The 17,104-nt window shown below is 71.2% G+C and carries 12 protein-coding genes and 2 pseudogenes; 6 read left to right on the forward strand and 8 right to left on the reverse strand.

The window, feature by feature from the left end; genetic code table 11:
* Window positions 1-245 precede the first annotated feature (245 nt).
* From FHX50_RS10460 to FHX50_RS10480, 5 genes and pseudogenes are all read left to right on the forward strand, one after another.
* Window positions 246-1,572 (forward strand): annotated as a pseudogene (locus FHX50_RS10460) (ISL3 family transposase).
* Window positions 1,573-1,671: 99 nt separating this feature from the next.
* Window positions 1,672-2,169, forward strand: a pseudogene (locus tag FHX50_RS10465) (hypothetical protein); the annotation flags it as partial.
* Window positions 2,170-2,256: 87 nt separating this feature from the next.
* Window positions 2,257-2,625, forward strand: coding sequence for a Cd(II)/Pb(II)-sensing metalloregulatory transcriptional regulator CmtR (cmtR, locus tag FHX50_RS10470; protein WP_183377145.1), 369 nt, complete (start codon window positions 2,257-2,259; stop codon window positions 2,623-2,625).
* Window positions 2,622-4,586, forward strand: a complete 1,965-nt coding sequence (locus FHX50_RS10475; protein WP_183377162.1) for a heavy metal translocating P-type ATPase — start codon at window positions 2,622-2,624, stop codon at window positions 4,584-4,586. Before cmtR ends, FHX50_RS10475 begins: the two co-directional genes overlap by 4 nt.
* A 12-nt stretch (window positions 4,587-4,598) precedes the next feature.
* The gene (locus FHX50_RS10480; RefSeq protein ID WP_007321360.1) at window positions 4,599-4,901 is read left to right on the forward strand and encodes a hypothetical protein; all 303 of its coding nucleotides are present in this window, start codon (window positions 4,599-4,601) and stop codon (window positions 4,899-4,901) included.
* A gap of 148 nt (window positions 4,902-5,049) precedes the next feature.
* Here FHX50_RS10480 and FHX50_RS10485 read toward each other — a convergent pair whose 3' ends face one another.
* Together FHX50_RS10485 and FHX50_RS10490 are read right to left on the reverse strand one after the other, a co-directional pair.
* Window positions 5,050-5,301: an LLM class flavin-dependent oxidoreductase gene (locus FHX50_RS10485; RefSeq protein ID WP_183377146.1), complete on the reverse strand. Its 252-nt coding sequence runs from the start codon at window positions 5,299-5,301 to the stop codon at window positions 5,050-5,052.
* A 92-nt stretch (window positions 5,302-5,393) separates the two neighbouring features.
* The gene (locus FHX50_RS10490; protein WP_246371026.1) at window positions 5,394-5,939 is read right to left on the reverse strand and encodes an SRPBCC domain-containing protein; all 546 of its coding nucleotides are present in this window, start codon (window positions 5,937-5,939) and stop codon (window positions 5,394-5,396) included.
* A gap of 201 nt (window positions 5,940-6,140) precedes the next feature.
* Here FHX50_RS10490 and FHX50_RS10495 point away from each other — a divergent pair, with 201 nt between their 5' ends.
* The gene (locus FHX50_RS10495) at window positions 6,141-6,968 is read left to right on the forward strand and encodes a glycerophosphodiester phosphodiesterase (RefSeq protein WP_183377147.1); all 828 of its coding nucleotides are present in this window, start codon (window positions 6,141-6,143) and stop codon (window positions 6,966-6,968) included.
* 39 nt (window positions 6,969-7,007) lie between these two features.
* Here FHX50_RS10495 and FHX50_RS10500 read toward each other — a convergent pair whose 3' ends face one another.
* The 6 genes from FHX50_RS10500 to FHX50_RS10525 form a co-directional block, all read right to left on the reverse strand.
* Entirely contained in the window at window positions 7,008-8,231 is a 1,224-nt protein-coding gene (locus tag FHX50_RS10500; RefSeq protein ID WP_183377164.1) for an IS110 family RNA-guided transposase, read from the reverse strand.
* A gap of 235 nt (window positions 8,232-8,466) precedes the next feature.
* Window positions 8,467-9,345, reverse strand: coding sequence for an anchored repeat-type ABC transporter permease subunit (locus FHX50_RS10505; protein ID WP_221187340.1), 879 nt, complete (start codon window positions 9,343-9,345; stop codon window positions 8,467-8,469).
* Complete coding sequence (locus FHX50_RS10510; RefSeq protein WP_343064091.1) at window positions 9,339-10,160, reverse strand: anchored repeat-type ABC transporter ATP-binding subunit; 822 nt, start codon at window positions 10,158-10,160, stop codon at window positions 9,339-9,341. Before FHX50_RS10510 ends, FHX50_RS10505 begins: the two co-directional genes overlap by 7 nt.
* A complete protein-coding gene (locus FHX50_RS10515; RefSeq protein WP_183377148.1) occupies window positions 10,157-11,269 on the reverse strand; it encodes a choice-of-anchor M domain-containing protein in 1,113 nt (370 codons plus the stop codon). The genes FHX50_RS10510 and FHX50_RS10515 overlap by 4 nt, the downstream gene beginning before the upstream one ends.
* Window positions 11,270-11,281: 12 nt before the next feature.
* Entirely contained in the window at window positions 11,282-12,994 is a 1,713-nt protein-coding gene (locus FHX50_RS10520) for a metal ABC transporter solute-binding protein, Zn/Mn family (RefSeq protein ID WP_343064092.1), read from the reverse strand.
* Window positions 12,991-16,770 (reverse strand): choice-of-anchor M domain-containing protein, encoded by a 3,780-nt coding sequence (locus tag FHX50_RS10525; protein WP_183377149.1) that lies wholly within the window; start codon window positions 16,768-16,770, stop codon window positions 12,991-12,993. The genes FHX50_RS10520 and FHX50_RS10525 overlap by 4 nt, the downstream gene beginning before the upstream one ends.
* Window positions 16,771-17,104: the final 334 nt, after the last annotated feature.

Raw genomic sequence — 17,104 nt, forward strand, 5'->3', positions numbered from 1 at the left:
CGCTGGATTCTGAGGAATCTATCGCAGATGTCCAGTGTGTGCGACCCGATTCGCTAGCGGCTAGGGCGTGTTGCTAAAGGGTGGCAGCGGCGTTCAGGTGGCACTTGACGTATGGCGCGTGCTGAATATTCGGCTCTTCAGAGTTGAGTGTGGGCGCGCCGGTGGTGCGGGGTAGTTGGGGTTAGACGTCGAGGTCCTTGGTGATGAGCGGACTTCAACCCCCGCTGATCTCAAGGATCTCGACGATGCCCAACCATAGGTGCGTATGCCCTGACGCGCTCGATCGCTGCGACCGATGCGATGTTCTCCTCGACTTCCCCAGCCTCCACCTGGTCGCGGTCACGCAGGCTCCGTCGGGCCTGATGCTTGAGGTGGAGTCCTGCGATCCGGTCATGGGCTGCCCCGGCGGCGGGGTCATCGCCACCGGTCACGGCCGGGTGGTGGTCGAGGTGATCGATGCTCCGTGGGCGGGTCGGCCGGTGCGGATTCGGTGGTGCAAGCGTCGCTGGATCTGTCTCGAGGGCGTCTGTGAGGTGGTCTCGTTCGTCGAGCAGGACCCCGGGGTATACGCGCCGCGGGGGCTGTTGAGCACGCGCGCGATCCGGTGGGCGATCCGCCTGCTCCGCTACGAGGGGGCGACGGTCCAGGGCTTGGCCCGGCAGCTTGGCACGACGTGGAACACGGTCTGGTCCCAGGTTCGGCCAGTCCTGATCGAGGCCGCGAATGACCCGGTCCGCCTCGAGGACGTGCAGGTCCTGGGCGTGGACGAACACATCTGGCATCACCGTGACCCGCGCCGGCGCGGTCCGAAGGAGCTCACCGGGATGGTCGATCTGACTCGCGGGCCCCACCCCACTGCCAGGCTGCTGGACCTGATCCCTGGCCGATCCGGCAAGGCCTACCGAGACTGGCTCGACGAGCGGGGCGATGAGTTCCGCAAGCGGGTCGAGATCGCGACGCTGGACCCGTTCCAGGGATACAAGAACGCGATCGATGACCAGCTCGAGGGCGCCACCTGCGTGCTGGATGCGTTCCACATCGTCAAGCTCGCCGGGGCTGCGGTCGATGATGTCCGCCGCCGGATCCAGCAGGAGGCCCTCGGCCGCCGAGGCCGCAAGGGCGAGCCTCTCTATGGGATCCGTCATGTTCTCCGCGCTGGACGGGAACGCCTCACGCCGCGTCAGCAGACTCGTCTGGCCAGCGCATTCGCGGCCCATCCCGATCATGTTGCGGTCGAGGTCGCCTATCAGTGCGCCCAGGACGTCCGAGACGTGTTCCGCCAGCCCACGCCCGCCCGAGGCCGACGACTGGCCGAGCAGCTGATCGAGAGGCTGCCGTCCTGCCCGATTCCGGAGATCGCCAGGCTCGGTAAGACCCTGCGTCGATGGAAGAACGCGTTCTTGGCCTACTTCGATACTGACGGCGCGAGCAACGGCGGTACCGAGGCCATCAACGGGATCATCGAACTCGGCCGCTGCATCGCCAGAGGGTTCCGCAACGTCGAGCACTACCGCCTCCGCATGCTCCTCATCACCGGCGGACTCGACGCCTCACCCCCACACCCAACTCTGAAGAGCCCCGTTAGTGCCCCACACCACCCCCAAAACCACCCATCACCCCAGGTCACAGCCCCGCCAGACAGCCAACCCCAACTCGATGACCTAAGTCAGGATTGACGGGCTCAAGGCCCAGGCCGCCGCGAACCAGAAGCTCGTGAGTCAAGCCGGCGGCGCGGTGAAGCGAATCGAGAAGCGCACCGAAGAGCGGGTCGAGAAGGCTGTCGAGCAGGTCGCCGGGGAGGCTTCGACCACGATGACCGCGAACCTCGATGCGTCGAACGAACGGGCCGAGCGGATCATCGCGGCGACGGCGAAGCTGGAAGCGCGTCAGCTCTGGTCGGCGGCCGCGGCGATGCGCCTCGCCCTCCTGCCGGTGGTCGTGGTCGTCGCCGGGCTCTGGATGGGCATCGCCGGGCTCATCACGGGCGCTCAGTGGGCGCTGGACGTGGACGGGAGCGTGTGGCTCGGGATCGGGCGCTGGCTCGCGGTCGGCGCTGGCCTCGCCGGGGCCGGTTACGCCCTCTTCGCGTCCGTCCGGTGGGCCGCCGGTCTCGTGGAGACGTGGAAGGGTCGCGGGATGCCGACGTGGCCGAGCTGGCGCAAGAGGTGACCGTGATTCCCGAGGGCAAGCGCGCGGAGCGCGTGCGGCAGCCCTGCAACTGGACGATAGGTCAGCACACACTGTATAGTTCAGTGCATGCTGACTATTGCTTCGCGCCTCGACGTCATGAACCGGCTGGGCCGGGCCATGGCGGACCCGACGCGCTCCAAGATACTGATGTCCCTGCTCGACGGCCCGAGCCACCCCGCCGTGCTCTCGCGCGAGTTGGGGCTGACGCGGTCGAACGTGTCGAACCACCTAACCTGCCTGCGCGACTGCGGGATCGTGGTCGCCGAGCCCGAGGGCCGCCAGACCCGCTACGAGATCGCCGACCCACACCTGGCCGCGGCGCTGACGGCGCTGGTGGACGTCACGCTCGCGGTGGACGAGAGCGCGCCGTGCATCGACCCGCACTGTTCGGTGCCCGGCTGCTGCGCCGCGACCGGTTCAGGGGACGCTTCGTGAGCGCGGCCTGCGGCTGCGACGAGCCGGCCGCCAGCGCCGCCGAAGAGGCCGAGGAGGCCGAGCGCCCGTGGTGGCGCGATCCGGGTCTGGTGGTGCCGATCCTCTCCGGCGTCGCGTTCGGCACCGGCCTGGTGCTGGAGTGGTCGGGACTGCACGTCGCGGCGCTGGTCGCGTTCTGGGCGGGCCTGCTGCTGGGCGCGTGCACGTTCGTGCCCGGCGCTCTGCGGAACCTGTTCGTCAAGCGGAAGCTGGGGATCGCGCTGCTGATGACGATCAGCGCCGTCGGCGCAGTGATCCTCGGCTACGCCGAGGAGGCCGCCGCACTGGCGTTCCTCTACTCGATCGCCGAGGCCCTGGAGGACAAGGCGATGGACCGCGCCCGCAGGGGCCTGCGCGCGCTGCTGAAGCTCGTGCCGGAGACCGCCACCGTGCTGCGCGACGGTGCCTCGGTCGAGATCCCGGCGAAGGAGATCGCCGTCGGCGACGTGCTGCTGGTCCGCCCGGGCGAGCGGGTCGCGACCGACGGCCTGGTCCGCGTTGGCCGCTCCAGTCTGGACACGTCGGCGATCACCGGCGAGTCGATCCCGGTCGAGGTCGCGCCCGATGATGCAGTGTCGGCGGGCGCGATCAACACCGCCGGAGTCCTGGAGGTCGAGGCGACCGCGGCGGGCACCGACAACTCGCTGACCACCATTGTGGAGCTGGTCGAGCAGGCCCAGGCCGAGAAGGGCGACCGGGCCCGCATCGCCGACCGGATCGCCCGCCCGCTGGTGCCCGGCGTGATGGTCCTCGCCGTCCTTGTCGGCGTGCTCGGCTCGCTGCTCGGCGACCCCGAGACCTGGATCACCCGCGCCCTGGTCGTCCTCGTCGCCGCCAGCCCGTGCGCGCTGGCGATCGCGGTGCCCGTCACCGTGGTCTCCGCGATCGGCGCGGCGACGAAGTTCGGCGTCGTCATCAAGAGCGGTGCCGCCTTCGAGCGCCTCGGCGGCATCCGCCACCTCGCCGTCGACAAGACCGGCACCCTGACCCGCAACCGGCCCGAGGTCACCGCCGTCGTCGCCGCCGACGGGTTCGACGACGCCCAGGTGCTCGCCTGGGCAGCGGCCGTGGAGCAGCACTCGACGCACCCGCTCGCCGCCGCCATCGCCGCCGCGGGCCAAGGAGCGCCCGCCGCGCAGGACGTGACGGAGGAGGCCGGGCACGGCATTGGCGGCATGGTGGACGGCCGCCGGGTGACGGTGGGCAGCCCCCGCTGGATCGACGCGGGGCCGCTCAAGGCCCGGGTCGAGGACCTGGAGGCCGAGGGCCAGACTTGCGTGCTCGTGGCCGTCGACGGCGAACTGGCCGGGGCGATCGGCGTCCGCGACGAGCTGCGCCCCGAGGTCCCCGAGGTCGTGCGCACGCTGCGGGCCCAGGGCGTCGAGGTGAGCATGCTCACCGGCGACAACGCCCGCACCGCGCACGCGCTCGCGCAGCTCGCTGGGATCGGCGACGTGCACGCCGAGCTGCGGCCCGAGGACAAGGCCCGCATCGTCGCCCAGCTCTCTAAGGCCTCGCCGACGGCGATGATCGGCGACGGCATCAACGACGCCCCCGCCCTGGCCGGTGCGACCGTGGGCATCGCGATGGGCGCGACCGGATCCGACGCCGCGATCGAGTCCGCCGACGTCGCCTTCACCGGTCACGACCTCGGCCTGATCCCGCAGGCTCTGCGGCACGCCCGCCGAGGCCGGGCGATCATGAACCAGAACATTGTGCTGTCCCTGGCGATCATCACCGTGCTGCTGCCGCTGGCCATCACCGGCGTGCTCGGCCTGGCCGCAGTCGTCCTCGTCCACGAAGTCGCCGAGGTCGTCGTCATCGCCAACGGGCTGCGCGCCGCGCGTGCCCGCAAGAGCCAAGCGGCGGCTGCGTCGCCTGAGACGGCGTCACCGGCCGCGGTCCGCGCGGACAGAGCCTGAGAGGAGTGGATCGTGGAGATCACGTTGCAGTACTTCGACGGGTGCCCGAACTGGGAGGTGCTCGACCGGCGGCTCACCGAGGCCCTCGACGGCCGATCGGACGTCCGCGTCGTGCATCAGCGAGTCGAGACTGCCGAGGACGCCGCCCGCCTCGGGTTCCACGGGTCCCCGACCGTCCTCATTGACGGCTCCGACCCCTTCGCCGACGAGCACACGCCGGTGGGGCTCGCCTGTCGAGTGTTCCGCACTCCTGCCGGGCTGGCTGGTTCGCCCACCGTCGATCAGCTGCGCGAAGTACTCGATGCGCCTCTATGAGGGTGGAGCACCGCCGGGTTGCGCGATCATCGCACCGACGCTCAGCGCAGGAAGAGCCGCCTTCATCGAAAACCAGCCAGGATTGCCGTCAACGTTGTGCTGTAGAGCGCGCCGACGCTGACAACAAGTGCTACAACCCAGGCATGCGCTAGCGCATGTCGATGACGCCGGCGCCGACCTCGATGTGCTTCGTGGTGGCGGCGATCGCGCTGAGCAGCGGGATCGGTGCGCCTGCCTGCGGTGCGAAGTGGTGGACGCGGAAGTAGGCGCCGTTCACGCCGAGGTCATCGGCTGCCTGGGCGATGCCGATGGCGTCGTGGAGCATGCCGGACGCGTCGGGCATGCCGCCGCGGCCGTGCGGGTCGTAGTGGCCGAAGCTGAGGAATCCGAAGCTCTTCATGGCCTCACCCTACACGTGGATGATTGAAGCTTCAATCAAAAGTGAGGGGCGAGGCGGGGGAGAGGGCGCCATCCTCACCCCGCGCCCAACCCTCATCCGAACGGCAGCTCGGAGGACTGGCCGGGCAGTTCACCCACGTACTTCTTCTGCAGGTCCCGCCATCCGTGCTTCATCGCATCATCGCCCACGATCCGCTCCTGCTCCTGGCCCGCGAGCAGCGCATCGAGCACACCGAAGCACACCTGCCAGCCCGCCGCATACATCGACGCGTACTCCGGCTGCATCAGCTCCATCGTGCAGCTCAGCGTGTGCCCCTCCGGTGAGACCGCCCAGGTCAGCCGGTCCTCACCCCACCGGTGCACCAGCTCCTGCGCCGGCGCCACCCGGATCACATCGCACGTGAACCCGGCATCGCCCTCGTGCTCGTGCGCGGTGTACGAGCCCACCTCGGTGAGGGGACGCTCCGGCACGATCGGCGACCACTGCGCCAGGCGCTCCGGCTGGGTGATGAACTGCCACAGCACGTCCTGCGAGGTCGGCGTGGACGGCCGGTAGCGGAGTGTGAGGAACTCGGGGCCGCGCGGGGCGTCCATCGATGCCGCATAGTCAAGGGTCTGGATGCGCTCGTTGATGTCCATGCGGCCACCCTACCGGCACGTGACCCCCATCACTGACAGCCCAGCGGCGGGTGACGTCCCGGTGTCCCGGCGGTGCACCCGCGGCGAGGACTCGATCAACACTCGGCACACGACCGTCCGAACCGCCAGGGGAGGGGCCGACGCGCCCCTAACCTGGCCATGTCCACGCCCCGGAGGCTCCCCTTCGACGAACGGACCGCCATGAGCCACGCGCTGTCCATACGACCCGCGACCGCACCCGTCGGCCCCGCCGCCCTCACCGGCGGACGAGCGCCGGCCGCCGCGCACACGCCCGCTGGCCCGCCGCGCATCGTCGCCCACCGCGGCGGCGCCCTCCTCGCCCCCGAGAACACCATGGCCGCCTTCCGCGCCGGCCTCGCCGCGGGCGCTCGCACTCTCGAATGCGACGTCCGGCTCACCCGCGACGGCCACCTCGCCGTCCACCACGACGACACCATCACCCGCATGGCCGCCCCCACCAGTGTCCGCACCCGCGGCCGCGTCGCCGACCTCACCCGCGCCCAGCTGGAGCAGGTGGAGCTGCGCGGCGGGCACCGCATCCCGTTCCTCGAGGACGTGCTCGCGCTCGCGGGCGCCGCCGGCGCCTCCGTCTACATCGAAGTGAAGGTCGCCGCCGCCGCTGAACCGGTGGCCCGCATGATCCGAGAGATGCGCACCGGCGAAGCGGCCCACGCCGGTGACGCCGTCATCTCCTTCCACCCGGACGCCCTCCAGGTGGTGGGGCGGATCCTGCCTGATGTGGACCGCTCCTACCTGGTGCACTGGACCCGTCGGGCCGCGTTCGACGTCATCGAGTCCGTCGGCGCGCGCTGGCTCGGCGCCCGCATCGATGGGATCCGCGCCGGCGCCGTCACCGAAGCGCACCGTCGGGGCCTGCGCGTCAACGTGTGGACCGTGAACTCGCACCGGCAGCTGTCCCGCGCGCTCGCCAGCGGCGCCGACACCGTCACCACCGACGACCCGCACTGGGCCGCCCGCCGCCTCGGCCTCGGCTCCGCCGCGCACTGACGCGGCGCACGCAGCCGGGGGGTGTCCCTATGTTTCGAGTCAAGCCGCGAGAGCGGTCGGCTCGGGGGTAGGGGCGGTTGTCGGTGGCTGGTAGTAGGTGCCGTCGCGGAGCATGGCGTAGATGACGTTGCAGCGGCGGCGGGCTAGGCAGATCACGGCGGCGTTGTGCCGTTTGCCTTCGGCGCGTTTGCGATCGTAGTAGGCCTTGGAGATGGGGTCGTGGTTGGAGGCGACCCAGGCGGAGTAGAACAGGGCGTTCTTCAGGCGTTTGTTCCCTGACCGGGCGGGGAACTCTCCGCGGATCGAGGTGCCTGATCTGCGGGTGACCGGCGCGATCCCGGCATAGGCCGCGAGGTGGCTGGCGGACTCAAACGCGGAGCCATCACCGATCGCGAGGAGGATCTGGGCGGCGGTCTTGATGCCGATCCCCGGCATGCTCATCAAGACCGAGGCGAGAGGGAAGTCCTCCAGCATGCCCTCCACTTCGTGGGCCACGGTCGCGCGCTGTTCTTTCAGCTCTTTAACCTGGCCAGCGACTCGGGGGATCACCAGCTCAACCGCTGCGGTGGCGGGCACGATGACGGTCTGCTCGCTAAGGGCTGTGAAGATCTGCTCGACCAGCGTCTCGGGGTCGCGGCGTGAATGCGCGCGGGCGAACCGCAGCACCTTCCCTCGGCCGGCACTTCGGAGGCCGGTGGGTCCGCCAAACTTCTCCAGCAGGTCCAGCACGAGCCCAGTGGAAAGCTTCCCGCCTGCGAAGACGCGCTCGAGCGCGGGGTGGATCTGGGTGAGCAGGGACCGGATCCGGTTCAGCGCCCTTGTGGTCTCGTGAGCGAGGTCCTCGTCGAAGCCGGCAAGGACCTTCAGTGCGGAGAGGACCTCGCTGTCACGATCGACGCTGCGCAGGGTATGGGGCATGGTCCTGGCGGTGTCAGCGATGATGAAAGCATCCCGCGCATCGGTCTTTGACCTGCCCGGATACAGATCCGCGGCCTTCCGCATCGCCAATCCGGGAAGGTAGGCGACTGTGCAGCCGGTATCCCGGGCCACCGCGATCGGCAACGCTCCGATGGTGTTGGGCTGATCGACGACCAGCAGAACTTCGCCGTGGTTCTGCAGCTGGGTGAACAGCTCGCGAAGTTTGGTCTCGTCCTGCGGGAGGGGCTCGTCGAACAGCTTGTTCCCCTCCGGGTCGAGTGCGCACGCGTGGTGAGCTGTCTTCCCGACGTCCAGGCCGATCACGACCGCGAACCCTGTGTTCATGACGCTGTCCTCCTCATCACTGCTGGCCGCAGTCTCGACACCCGATGCCGGCACCCACGTTACGAAGAGACCTCAGACAGAGCTGGGCCGTGTCCCTATCAGCGGTCAACGCGTGTCTCTCGACCGGGCGGCAACACCCCCCGGACCATCAATGGCAGGGCAACAAAGCCATACCCGGCCGAGCGACCAGACCCCGTCCATCGGGGTGCTCACAAGGTAACGGGATTGACCCGACTCAGGCGGCGGGAGCGCTGACGGGGGCGCGGCCGACGGTGCGCCGCAGCACCCCGTGCCGCGGCCCGAGGGCCCACGCGGCCGCGAACACCGCCGTGCACACGAGCACGATCACGCCGCCGGTGGGCAGGTCCAGCGCCCACGACAGGTAGATCCCCAGCACCGCGCTGCCGCAGCCGATCCCGGCAGCCGTCAGCATCATCGGCACGAGCCGATCCGTCAGCATCCGCGCCGCCGCCGCGGGCGTGACCAGCAGCGCGATCACCAGGATGTTCCCGATCGTCTGGATGCTCATCACCACCGCCATCGTCACCAGAACGCTCAGCGCAATGTCCAGCAGCAGCACCGGCAGCCCCAGCGCCTGCGCGTAGCCGCGGTCCAGCCCCACGGCCACGAGGTCGCGGTGCAGCAGCATCAGTATCCCCAGCACCAGCAGGCTGCCGATCGCCACCACGACGACCGACGAGTCTGGGATCCCCGTGATGGACCCGAACAGGAACGACGTCAGCGATCCGCTGTACCCGGGTGCGCGGGACATGATGACGATGCCGGCGGCGAACATCCCCACCATCAGCACACCGATGATGCTGTCCGCCCGCAGGCGCCTGCTCGTGCCCAGAACGGCGATCAGAACCGCGGTGACCGCACCGGCGGCGAGCCCGCCGAGCAGCAGCGAGCCCTGCAGCACGAACGCGAGCGCAATGCCGGGGAACACGGCGTGCGCCACGGCATCACCGATGAAGGTCATCCCGCGCAGCACCACGTGGCAGCCCACCACCGCGCACACGATCGCGGAGAGCACCGAGATCAGCAGCGCCTTCGGCAGGAACGACAGCAGCGGGTTCGTCAGGTCCGAGAGGAAGTCGAGCGGGGTCAGCATGTGAAGGCTCCGATCTGACGCAGCAGGGGTGAGGTGGGGCCGACCTCGAAGGTGCTCTGCCACAGCTCGGCATCGCGCAGTTCGGCGGGGGCGCCGGAGGCGATGACGGTGCGGTTCAGCAGGGTGGCACGGTCGGCGATGTCGAGGGCGTGCGTGAGGTCGTGGGTGGACATGATGATGGCGCACCCGTCGGCCGCGAGGTCGCGGAAGAGGTCGGACAGCAGCTCCTGGCTGGGCATGTCGAGCCCGGTGAAGGGCTCGTCGAGCAGCAGGACGGACGGGCGGCGCACGAGGGCGCGCGCGATCATGACCCGCTGGCGCTGACCGCCGGACATCTCACCGATGGGGCGGTCCCGCAGGTCGAGCATCCGCACGCGCTCGAGTGCGTCGGCGACGGCGGTGAGCTGCGGTCGAGTGGGGCCGAGGAGGCGCCGCACATCCAGCAGGCGGCGCTGCACGAGGCCGAGCTGCACCACGTCCTTCGCGGTGACGGGGAAGTCCCAGTCGATGTCATGCCGCTGCGGCACGTACCCGATCGCACCGTCCTGGTGCACCTCGCCGGCCTCACGGGGAACGAGGCCCTGCAGGGCGCGCAGAAGCGTTGTCTTACCGGCGCCGTTGGGGCCGAGCAGCACGTGGATGCGGCCGGCGTCGGCGCGGATCGAGGCGTCCTCGAGGACCCGTCGGCCGCCGAGGCTGACCGACAGGCCCCGCCCCTCCAGGACGGTCCGCGCATCGGTCGTCTCCGTGGCCCCGCGCTCGCCCGCGCTTGAGGGTGCGGTGGAAGGGGTGCGGCGGGCGGTGGGGGCGGTCACTGCGCCTCCCCTGGGGTGTCTGCGCCGGCGAAGGCTGCCTGTTCAGCGGCGCGTCGGCGCTTGGCCACGAAAGCGGCGGCACCTGCGCCGAGCAGAGCGGTGCCGCCGAGGCCGCCGCCGATCATCCACGGCAGCGACGCCGACCCGTCGGACTCTGACCCGCCAGCCGCGGGACCTGCGCTGGACCCATCGGACGCGGCGGACCCGTCGGCCCCGGTGGAGCCGCCAGCAGCACCCGCAGCGCCCTCCGGGGCGGCGGCTTCGCGTGCCGTCTGCGGGGCCGTGGCATCGCCGACTGCGAAGCGCAGCACCCCGGCCGCCACCGGGTCCGCGCCGCTGTCCGGCCGGCCCGGCAGCACCTCCACTCCGACCGTGTACGCCCCTGGCTTTGTGAACACCCAGTTCGCGTGCGTGTGCGTGTTCGTCTCCACGAAAACGTCCTGCGCGGCGCCACCGGCGAGCTTCTCCCCATCCACCAGCAGCTGCGGCGGCGCGAAGTTCCCCGGCTGCAGGAACAGGGTCAGCCGGCCCGGCCCCTGGATGCCGGTGAAGCGCAGCGTGATGCCGTCCGGTGCCTCTTGCACCACCGCCGGGTCCTGCGTGTTCCAGCCGAGCCACATCACGCCGGGGATCTCCGTCTGCGGAATCGTCCACACCTTCTCGCCCGCCTGCGCGCCGAGGAACGCGTACTCCTCCCCGTCGGGCACCGGCAGCTGCGCCGCATCGGGCACCACCAGGACCGCGTCGTTGAGGTCGCGCCACACGGGCGGGGAGGCGTGGTCGTCGCGGGCGGCGAGCACCCACTGGCCGTCCACGATGCGCGGGCCGATGTCCACGTGCCCCACGGACAGATCCGCCGGTTCGCCGTGCACCGCCTGCTCATCGGAGGTGACGGTCTGGTCCAGGGCGGGATCCGCAGAGGGATCGGCCGACGGGTCCGGCGTCGCAGCGCTCGCGGGCGCCGACGCCGCGGCGGCGACACACAGCGGGGAGACCAGGGCCGCAGCCAGCAGAGCGCGGCGGGACGGCGCGGTCCGAGCCACGATCAGAGCGCGGCGCGGCAGCGGGGCCGAAGCGGCCGGGCGGGCAGGGGGAGGAGTGGATGTCATGGGGATGGTCCTTCAGTCGGAGAGGTCGTGGGTGCCCAGTGGGGTGCCGCCGAGGCCGCGGGCGAGGCTGTCGGCGTTGGCGCGCATCATGTCGGCGTAGGTGCGCACCCCCGGCGTGAGGGCGTCGCCCCAGATGGGGCGCACCTCAACGCCGGCGATCTCGGCGGCGTCGCGCAGGGAGCGGGAGGCGGGCCCCGCACCCTGTTCGATGAACACCGCCGGCACCGCCAGGTCGCGCAGGGTGGTGGCGAGGCGCCGACGGTCTGCGATCGACGGCTCCTGCCCCGGCGACGGCGACACCGTGCCCGCGATGTCCAGCCCGTACCGGTGCGCAAGGTAGCCGTAGGCGTCGTGCGTGGTCACGAGGTGGCGCCGCCGCTGAGGGATCGAATCGATGGAGCGCTGCACATACGCATCCACCTCGTCGAGCTCCCGCAGGTACTCAGCAGCGCGGGCGCGGTGGGCGGCGGCGTGCTCGGGGTCCAGGCCGACGGCGGCGTCCCGGATCACTTCGACGTACGCCTGCGCGTTGGTGACGTCCTGCCACAGGTGCGGGTCGATCTCGCCGTGCACGTGCCGGCCCAGCACCGCCTGAGGCAGCTGGTACACGTCCGTTCCGGGCCGCCCGATGAACCGGAACGCCGGGTCCGACGGGATCGGCAGCAGCGCCTTCGGCGGCACGTGCACCACCACTGAGTCCAGCGGCAGGTCCTCGGTGGCGTGGGCGGCGCTGCCGGCCGGGGCGTCCCCGTCGGCCCCGCGATCACCGCCGGTCCCGCGATCGCCGCTGCCGGTGGGAGCGTCGACGCGCAGCACCAGGCGCTGCCCGGTGAGGTCCGCGGTGAGGTCGGCGTGCCCGGCATCGATGATGCGGGCGCCCTCCCGACCGGGGATGGTCGACGGGTCCGTGCCCGCCGCGATCACCAGCTCTCCCTCGGCCCGCACGGCGCCGCCGACGGAGCCTCCCGCGAACACCGCCGCGAAGCGCGCCCGGTAGACGCCGGGCTCGGTGAACGCCCAGCTCATGTGCGTGTGGGCGTCCAGCGGCAGGTCGATGGCGTCGGAGCGGGCGCCGGCGCCGTCGGAGGAGTCGAACACGCTCTGCGGCTGGCCGAAGGTGCCGGTGATGTACCCGTGGAGGTCGCCGGGCCCGTCGGCCCCGATCAGGGAGAGGCGCGTGGTGGCGAGCCGGTCCGCGGGGCGCTTCCCGTCGGCCCCGCCCGCTGCGCTCCCGTCGGCGGTGGCGTCCCCGCCGGGTGCGCCCGAGACGCGCAGGCCGAGCCACACCGTGTCGAGCGAGCGCGACTCCACCAGCGGGATCACCTCCGCGCCGTGCTGGCTCGCCTCCTCCGCGAGGGCGAGGTGGCGCACACCCGGTGCGAGGTTCGCGTCGATCATGCGGATCAGGGACTGCTCCTCGAGCATCAGATAGTTCGAGAGCGCCAGGTCCGCGTGGGCGACGTCCCGCACCGCACGGGGCGTCGGCTCATAGGAATGCGGGTCGCCGCCCTCGGGAACGAGGGAGGTGACGCGGCCGTCGGCGCCCACCACATGGCGTGCGAGGTCCGCGAGGATCCCCGTGGTGGTGATGATCGACAGGCCGTGCGCGTCCACGGTGCCGCTGCTGCGGCCCGGCAGAGCGATGGCGGCGGTGAGTGCGCCGGCGGCGCCTGCCCCGAGCATGGTGCGTCGGGTCAGGCGCCGCCGGGTAAGCGGGGTGCTCACGGCGCGTCGGTCTCCCCACCGCGGCTCGGAGCGCTCGCCTGGGCGGAGCGTCCCGTCAGCGCGGTCGCGGAGCGTCGACGGTGCGCGACAAGAGCCGCACCGCCGAGCACGGCGAGCATCGCAGCGGCCACGATCGGGGCGACGGTCGCACCGGTGCGCGGCATCGACCCGGTGGGGATGCAGGGGTTCGCACCGGCGCCGGGGCCTGCCGCACCGGGCAGTGCGCCCGCGGCGCCCTGGGCGGCCGCATCTGCGGCGTCCTGGCCGGTGCCACCGGCAGCGCTCTTTTCGCTACCGGCGGCTGCGGGGCCGCCGCTGCCGGAACCGGAGAACCACTTCTCGCCCACCACGGAGCCGAAGTTGCCGGAGGTGAACACGCCCACGTTGCCGGGGCCGCTGACGCTCTCCAGGGTCAGCTGCACCGTGCCGGTGGTGCCGTCCACGATCGACGGGTGCATCGAGTTCGCGCCCAGCCACGGGACGCCCGCGATCTGCGAGGCGGGGATCATCCAGACGTCCGACCCGGCGGGGGCTACGAACTCAATGCCGGCCGGCGCCTTCGTCTTCGCGGTGTCGTTCAGCGCGAACGTCATCGACGACGGCTTCACCCACTTGGCGGGGGAGGAGCGGTCGTCCTTCACCGCGCCGACCAGGGTGCCGTTCGCGTACTGGGCGCCGAAGTCGAAGTGACCGTCCGTGACGCCCTTGGCGTTCGGGCCCACCTCGAACTTCAGGTGCGACCGCGAGGTTGCTGTCTTCCCATCCTTCCCGGTGACGGTCTGGCGGATCACGAGGGTGTACGAACCCGGCTTGGAGAACACCCAATTCGGGTGGACGTGGGTGTTCGCTGGGATCGTGTAGCTGCCGCTCACGGCCGCCGTCACGATCTGCGCCACCGAGCCCGCGGTGAAGCGTGCGGCGAAGCTGCTCGTGAGGGCACCGGAGAAGCTGGTGCCGCCCGGGGCCGGGCCCGACGGGGTCAGCGCAGCGCCACCGGCATCGGAGGCGCCGGACGCACCGCCCGCATCGAACGCGCCGCCGGCATCAGAGGCGCCCGCGCCGGAGAAGTCCGCCGGGTCGCACTCCGTCATCGCGGGCTGCTTCATACCGCCCACGCCCGACGGGGCCGCAGCGCCCATTGGGGCACCGGAACCGGCGTCACCGGTCGGGGCCGGAGCACCGCCGACGGAGGCCGGGGAGCCGCCGCCCGCAGGCAGAGCGCCGTTCTGGGCGCCGCCGGCGTCGCCGGTGCCGGCATCGCCGGTGCCGGCATCGCCGCCGGGTGCGCCGGTGTCGCCGCCGGTGGAACCGGGCTGGTCAGCGGACCCGTCGGCCCCGGAGCCCGGCGTACCTGAGGCCGGGGCGCCATCGCCGGCCGCGCCGCCGCTGGCCTTGCCGCGGAAGTCATCGCCCACGGTGAACGTGTAGGTCTGCTCCTTCGAGGCGACGGCCCGGCCCTTCGCGGTGCCGCGCGCCTGCACGGTCACCGTGTACACACCCGGCTTGGTGAACACCCAATTCGCGTGGGTGTGCGCCGGGAAGGTCTGCTTGCGCACCGCCCCGGCCTTCAGCTCGGTGGCGCCGCCGGTGAGCAGCGGGGTCTGCTTGCCGAAGGCGTCGGACCCGAACAGGTGGATCTTCCCGGGGCCGGTCACCTTCGTGACCGCGAGGTCCACACGATCGGCGACACCGCCGCCCTTGATGCCCTGGGTGTCCCACCCGGGCCACAGAACGTCCTGCTTCTGCGCCTGCGGCAGGTACCAGGCGGTGCCGGCGCCGGGCCACCCCTGCGGGATGGTGGTCTTCGCGGCGTCCTTCACGTGCAGCTCCACGGACGCCGGGTCGCGGGTCACGTGCGAGCCGGTGACGTCCTCGGACAGGCCCAGGTTCAGCGCGCCGTTCTTCGCGGTGACGTGCCAGATGTCCACGTGGCCGCGCTCGAGGATGATGCGCTTCTGCGCGTTGTCCGGCTTCGGAGCGGGCTTCGTACCCGGCTTCGTGCCGGGCTTCGGCGCGGGTGCGGAGCCATCGCCGGGGAAGAGGACATCGGGGTCCTCGCCGTCGGAGCCGTCAGAGCCGGTGTCGTTCCCGTCGCCCGGGGTGGACGTGTCTTCGCCGTCGGAGCCGTCAGAGCCCGTGTCGTCACCGGGGAACGGAATCTCCGGGTCCTCGGGAGCCGGATCGGTCGGCGCGGGGTCCTCCGGCTTCGGCGACGTCTCGCCGGTGCGCTCACAGGCGTTGGCGATCGCGTCGGTCCCCACGGCGTACCAGGCGTCCAGGGTCGCGTATTTACGGGTGCCGTCCGGCTTCACGATCTCCACCCAGTAGTACACCGTGTAGTAGCCGGGCTCGGAGAAGAACTGCGCGCGGTGCGTGTGGGTGCGCCCCGGCATGTCGATCTGCTGGTCCTCGTAGTTGGTCGAATCCAGATCAACGGCGAACTTGCCGCTGCCCGAATCGAAGTGACCGAGGGCGAAGCGCGCGTTCGGCGACGGCGCTTCCACGCCGAGCAGGCCGATGGAGACCTTCGATCCCTCAGGGACGTCCAGGTCCTCGGTGGAGAAGCCCATCCACGGCAGGTTCTCGTCCTGGATCTCCGGCAGCTGGTAGGCGGAGGTGGAGTTCAGCGCCGCGGAGAGGTCCGCGGTGGCGCCGGTGGCCGGAATGTCGGACTTCGCCGAATCCGGCACCTCGATCACGAAGGAGGCCGAGCCGAGGTCCACCGGCTTCCCCTTCGGTCCGTCCCAGCGGAGGAAGGCGCGCAGGTTGTCCGCGGAACCGGCCCCGCGCACGTCCAGGTGGCCGCTGTCGATGTGCGTGCAGACGTTGTCAGCGGGATCAGTGGCCCCCGGCTTCTTCGTGGGGTTCGGCTGCTCCTTGGCCGGGTCGGACGGATTCGGGGTGCCGGTCTGCTCCTCGATCGGGCGCGTGATGGGAGTGCCCTGGTAGGAGCCGGCGGGCAGCCCCGCCTGCTCATCGGTGCCGACGTACCAGGTCACGGTCCGCACCGGGGAGCTGACGGGCTTGCCGTCGGTGGTGCGGGCGTGGGCCTGCCACTGGACGTCGTAGCGGCCCGGCTTGGTGAACGCCCAGTTGTAGTGGCCGTGAGCACCCGGCTTCATCTTGTTGGACCGGAGGGACGCGGGGGCGCCGTCGGCCGATGAGAACGCGCGCTCGGGGGTGCCGGCGTAGTTCGTTTGGTACACCTCCATCGTGCCCGGGCCCGTGCTGCCCTTCAGTTCGAGGGAGATGGAGGAGGGGTCGATGGTGTCGGGGATGTCGCCGGCGCCGAGGCCGGCCCAGACGGGTGCCCAGTTGGCGTACATGTGCTGAGGGGCGTTCCACACGTGATCGCCCGGCTTGCCGAGGAAGGAGAAGTTCGGGTCGTTGGGCACGGTGATGCGGGAGACCTCGGCGCCGTCGGCGTCGGCATCGGGTCCGAGGCGGACCGCAACGTCGTCGGCCGGGCGCACCGTCTGGCCGTCCACCACCTGCACGTCCAGGTGACCGTCCGTCCAGGACACGTGGGCGGCGTCCACGTGGCGGCGGTAGAGGAGGTCCTTGCCGTCCACGGTGCTGGCGGCGAGGGCGGTCGGCATGGGGAGCACGGAGCCGGCGGCGATGACGGCGAGGCTCAGGGCCATCAGCAGAAGGGGCCGCAGGTCGATGCGGTGGCGGGCTGCGCCGCCGACGGGTGAGGCGGTCAGCGGGCCGGCTGCACCCGTGCGGGGCGGCCCGGGCGGTGCGGCGCGGCCGGGAGAGGTGGGGGCGGGCATGGGTGACCTTTCCAGCGAGAAGGTTCCGGTGCGGGCCGGAACGGGTGGGGAGGGAGCCTGCGGCGGGGCCGACGGGCTCATGTCATGAAGATGATAACCGTTCTTAATAGGTTTGGTCGCCGTGCGAGTGAGATATGTGTCGCTGAATCGATCCGGCGTGCGGCTGCCTGCCCTGGTCTCGGTCGACTGTCCGCCCCGGCCTCGGCCGGTTGCCTGCCCCGGAGTCAGCCGGCGGATCGGCGATCGGACAGCGGCACGTGGACGGGGACGGTACGAGCCCCACAGTTCGGGCCGATGAGCCCACCCGGTCCTGGCGGGGCGGGCAGTATAGGGG

The sequence above is a fragment of the Helcobacillus massiliensis genome (assembly GCF_014191425.1).
Classification (GTDB): Bacteria; Actinomycetota; Actinomycetes; order Actinomycetales; family Dermabacteraceae; genus Helcobacillus; species Helcobacillus massiliensis.

What these genes read in the sequence shown, in the direction of transcription:
- cmtR (WP_183377145.1), top strand. Translation starts at nt 2,257, where the DNA reads ATGCTGACTATTGCTTCGCGCCTCGACGTCATGAACCGGCTGGGCCGG.
- FHX50_RS10485 (WP_183377146.1), bottom strand. Translation starts at nt 5,301, where the DNA reads ATGAAGAGCTTCGGATTCCTCAGCTTCGGCCACTACGACCCGCACGGC.
- FHX50_RS10490 (WP_246371026.1), bottom strand. Translation starts at nt 5,939, where the DNA reads ATGGACATCAACGAGCGCATCCAGACCCTTGACTATGCGGCATCGATG.
- FHX50_RS10495 (WP_183377147.1), top strand. Translation starts at nt 6,141, where the DNA reads ATGAGCCACGCGCTGTCCATACGACCCGCGACCGCACCCGTCGGCCCC.
- FHX50_RS10500 (WP_183377164.1), bottom strand. Translation starts at nt 8,231, where the DNA reads ATGAACACAGGGTTCGCGGTCGTGATCGGCCTGGACGTCGGGAAGACA.
- FHX50_RS10505 (WP_221187340.1), bottom strand. Translation starts at nt 9,345, where the DNA reads ATGCTGACCCCGCTCGACTTCCTCTCGGACCTGACGAACCCGCTGCTG.
- FHX50_RS10515 (WP_183377148.1), bottom strand. Translation starts at nt 11,269, where the DNA reads ATGACATCCACTCCTCCCCCTGCCCGCCCGGCCGCTTCGGCCCCGCTG.
- FHX50_RS10525 (WP_183377149.1), bottom strand. Translation starts at nt 16,770, where the DNA reads ATGCCCGCCCCCACCTCTCCCGGCCGCGCCGCACCGCCCGGGCCGCCC.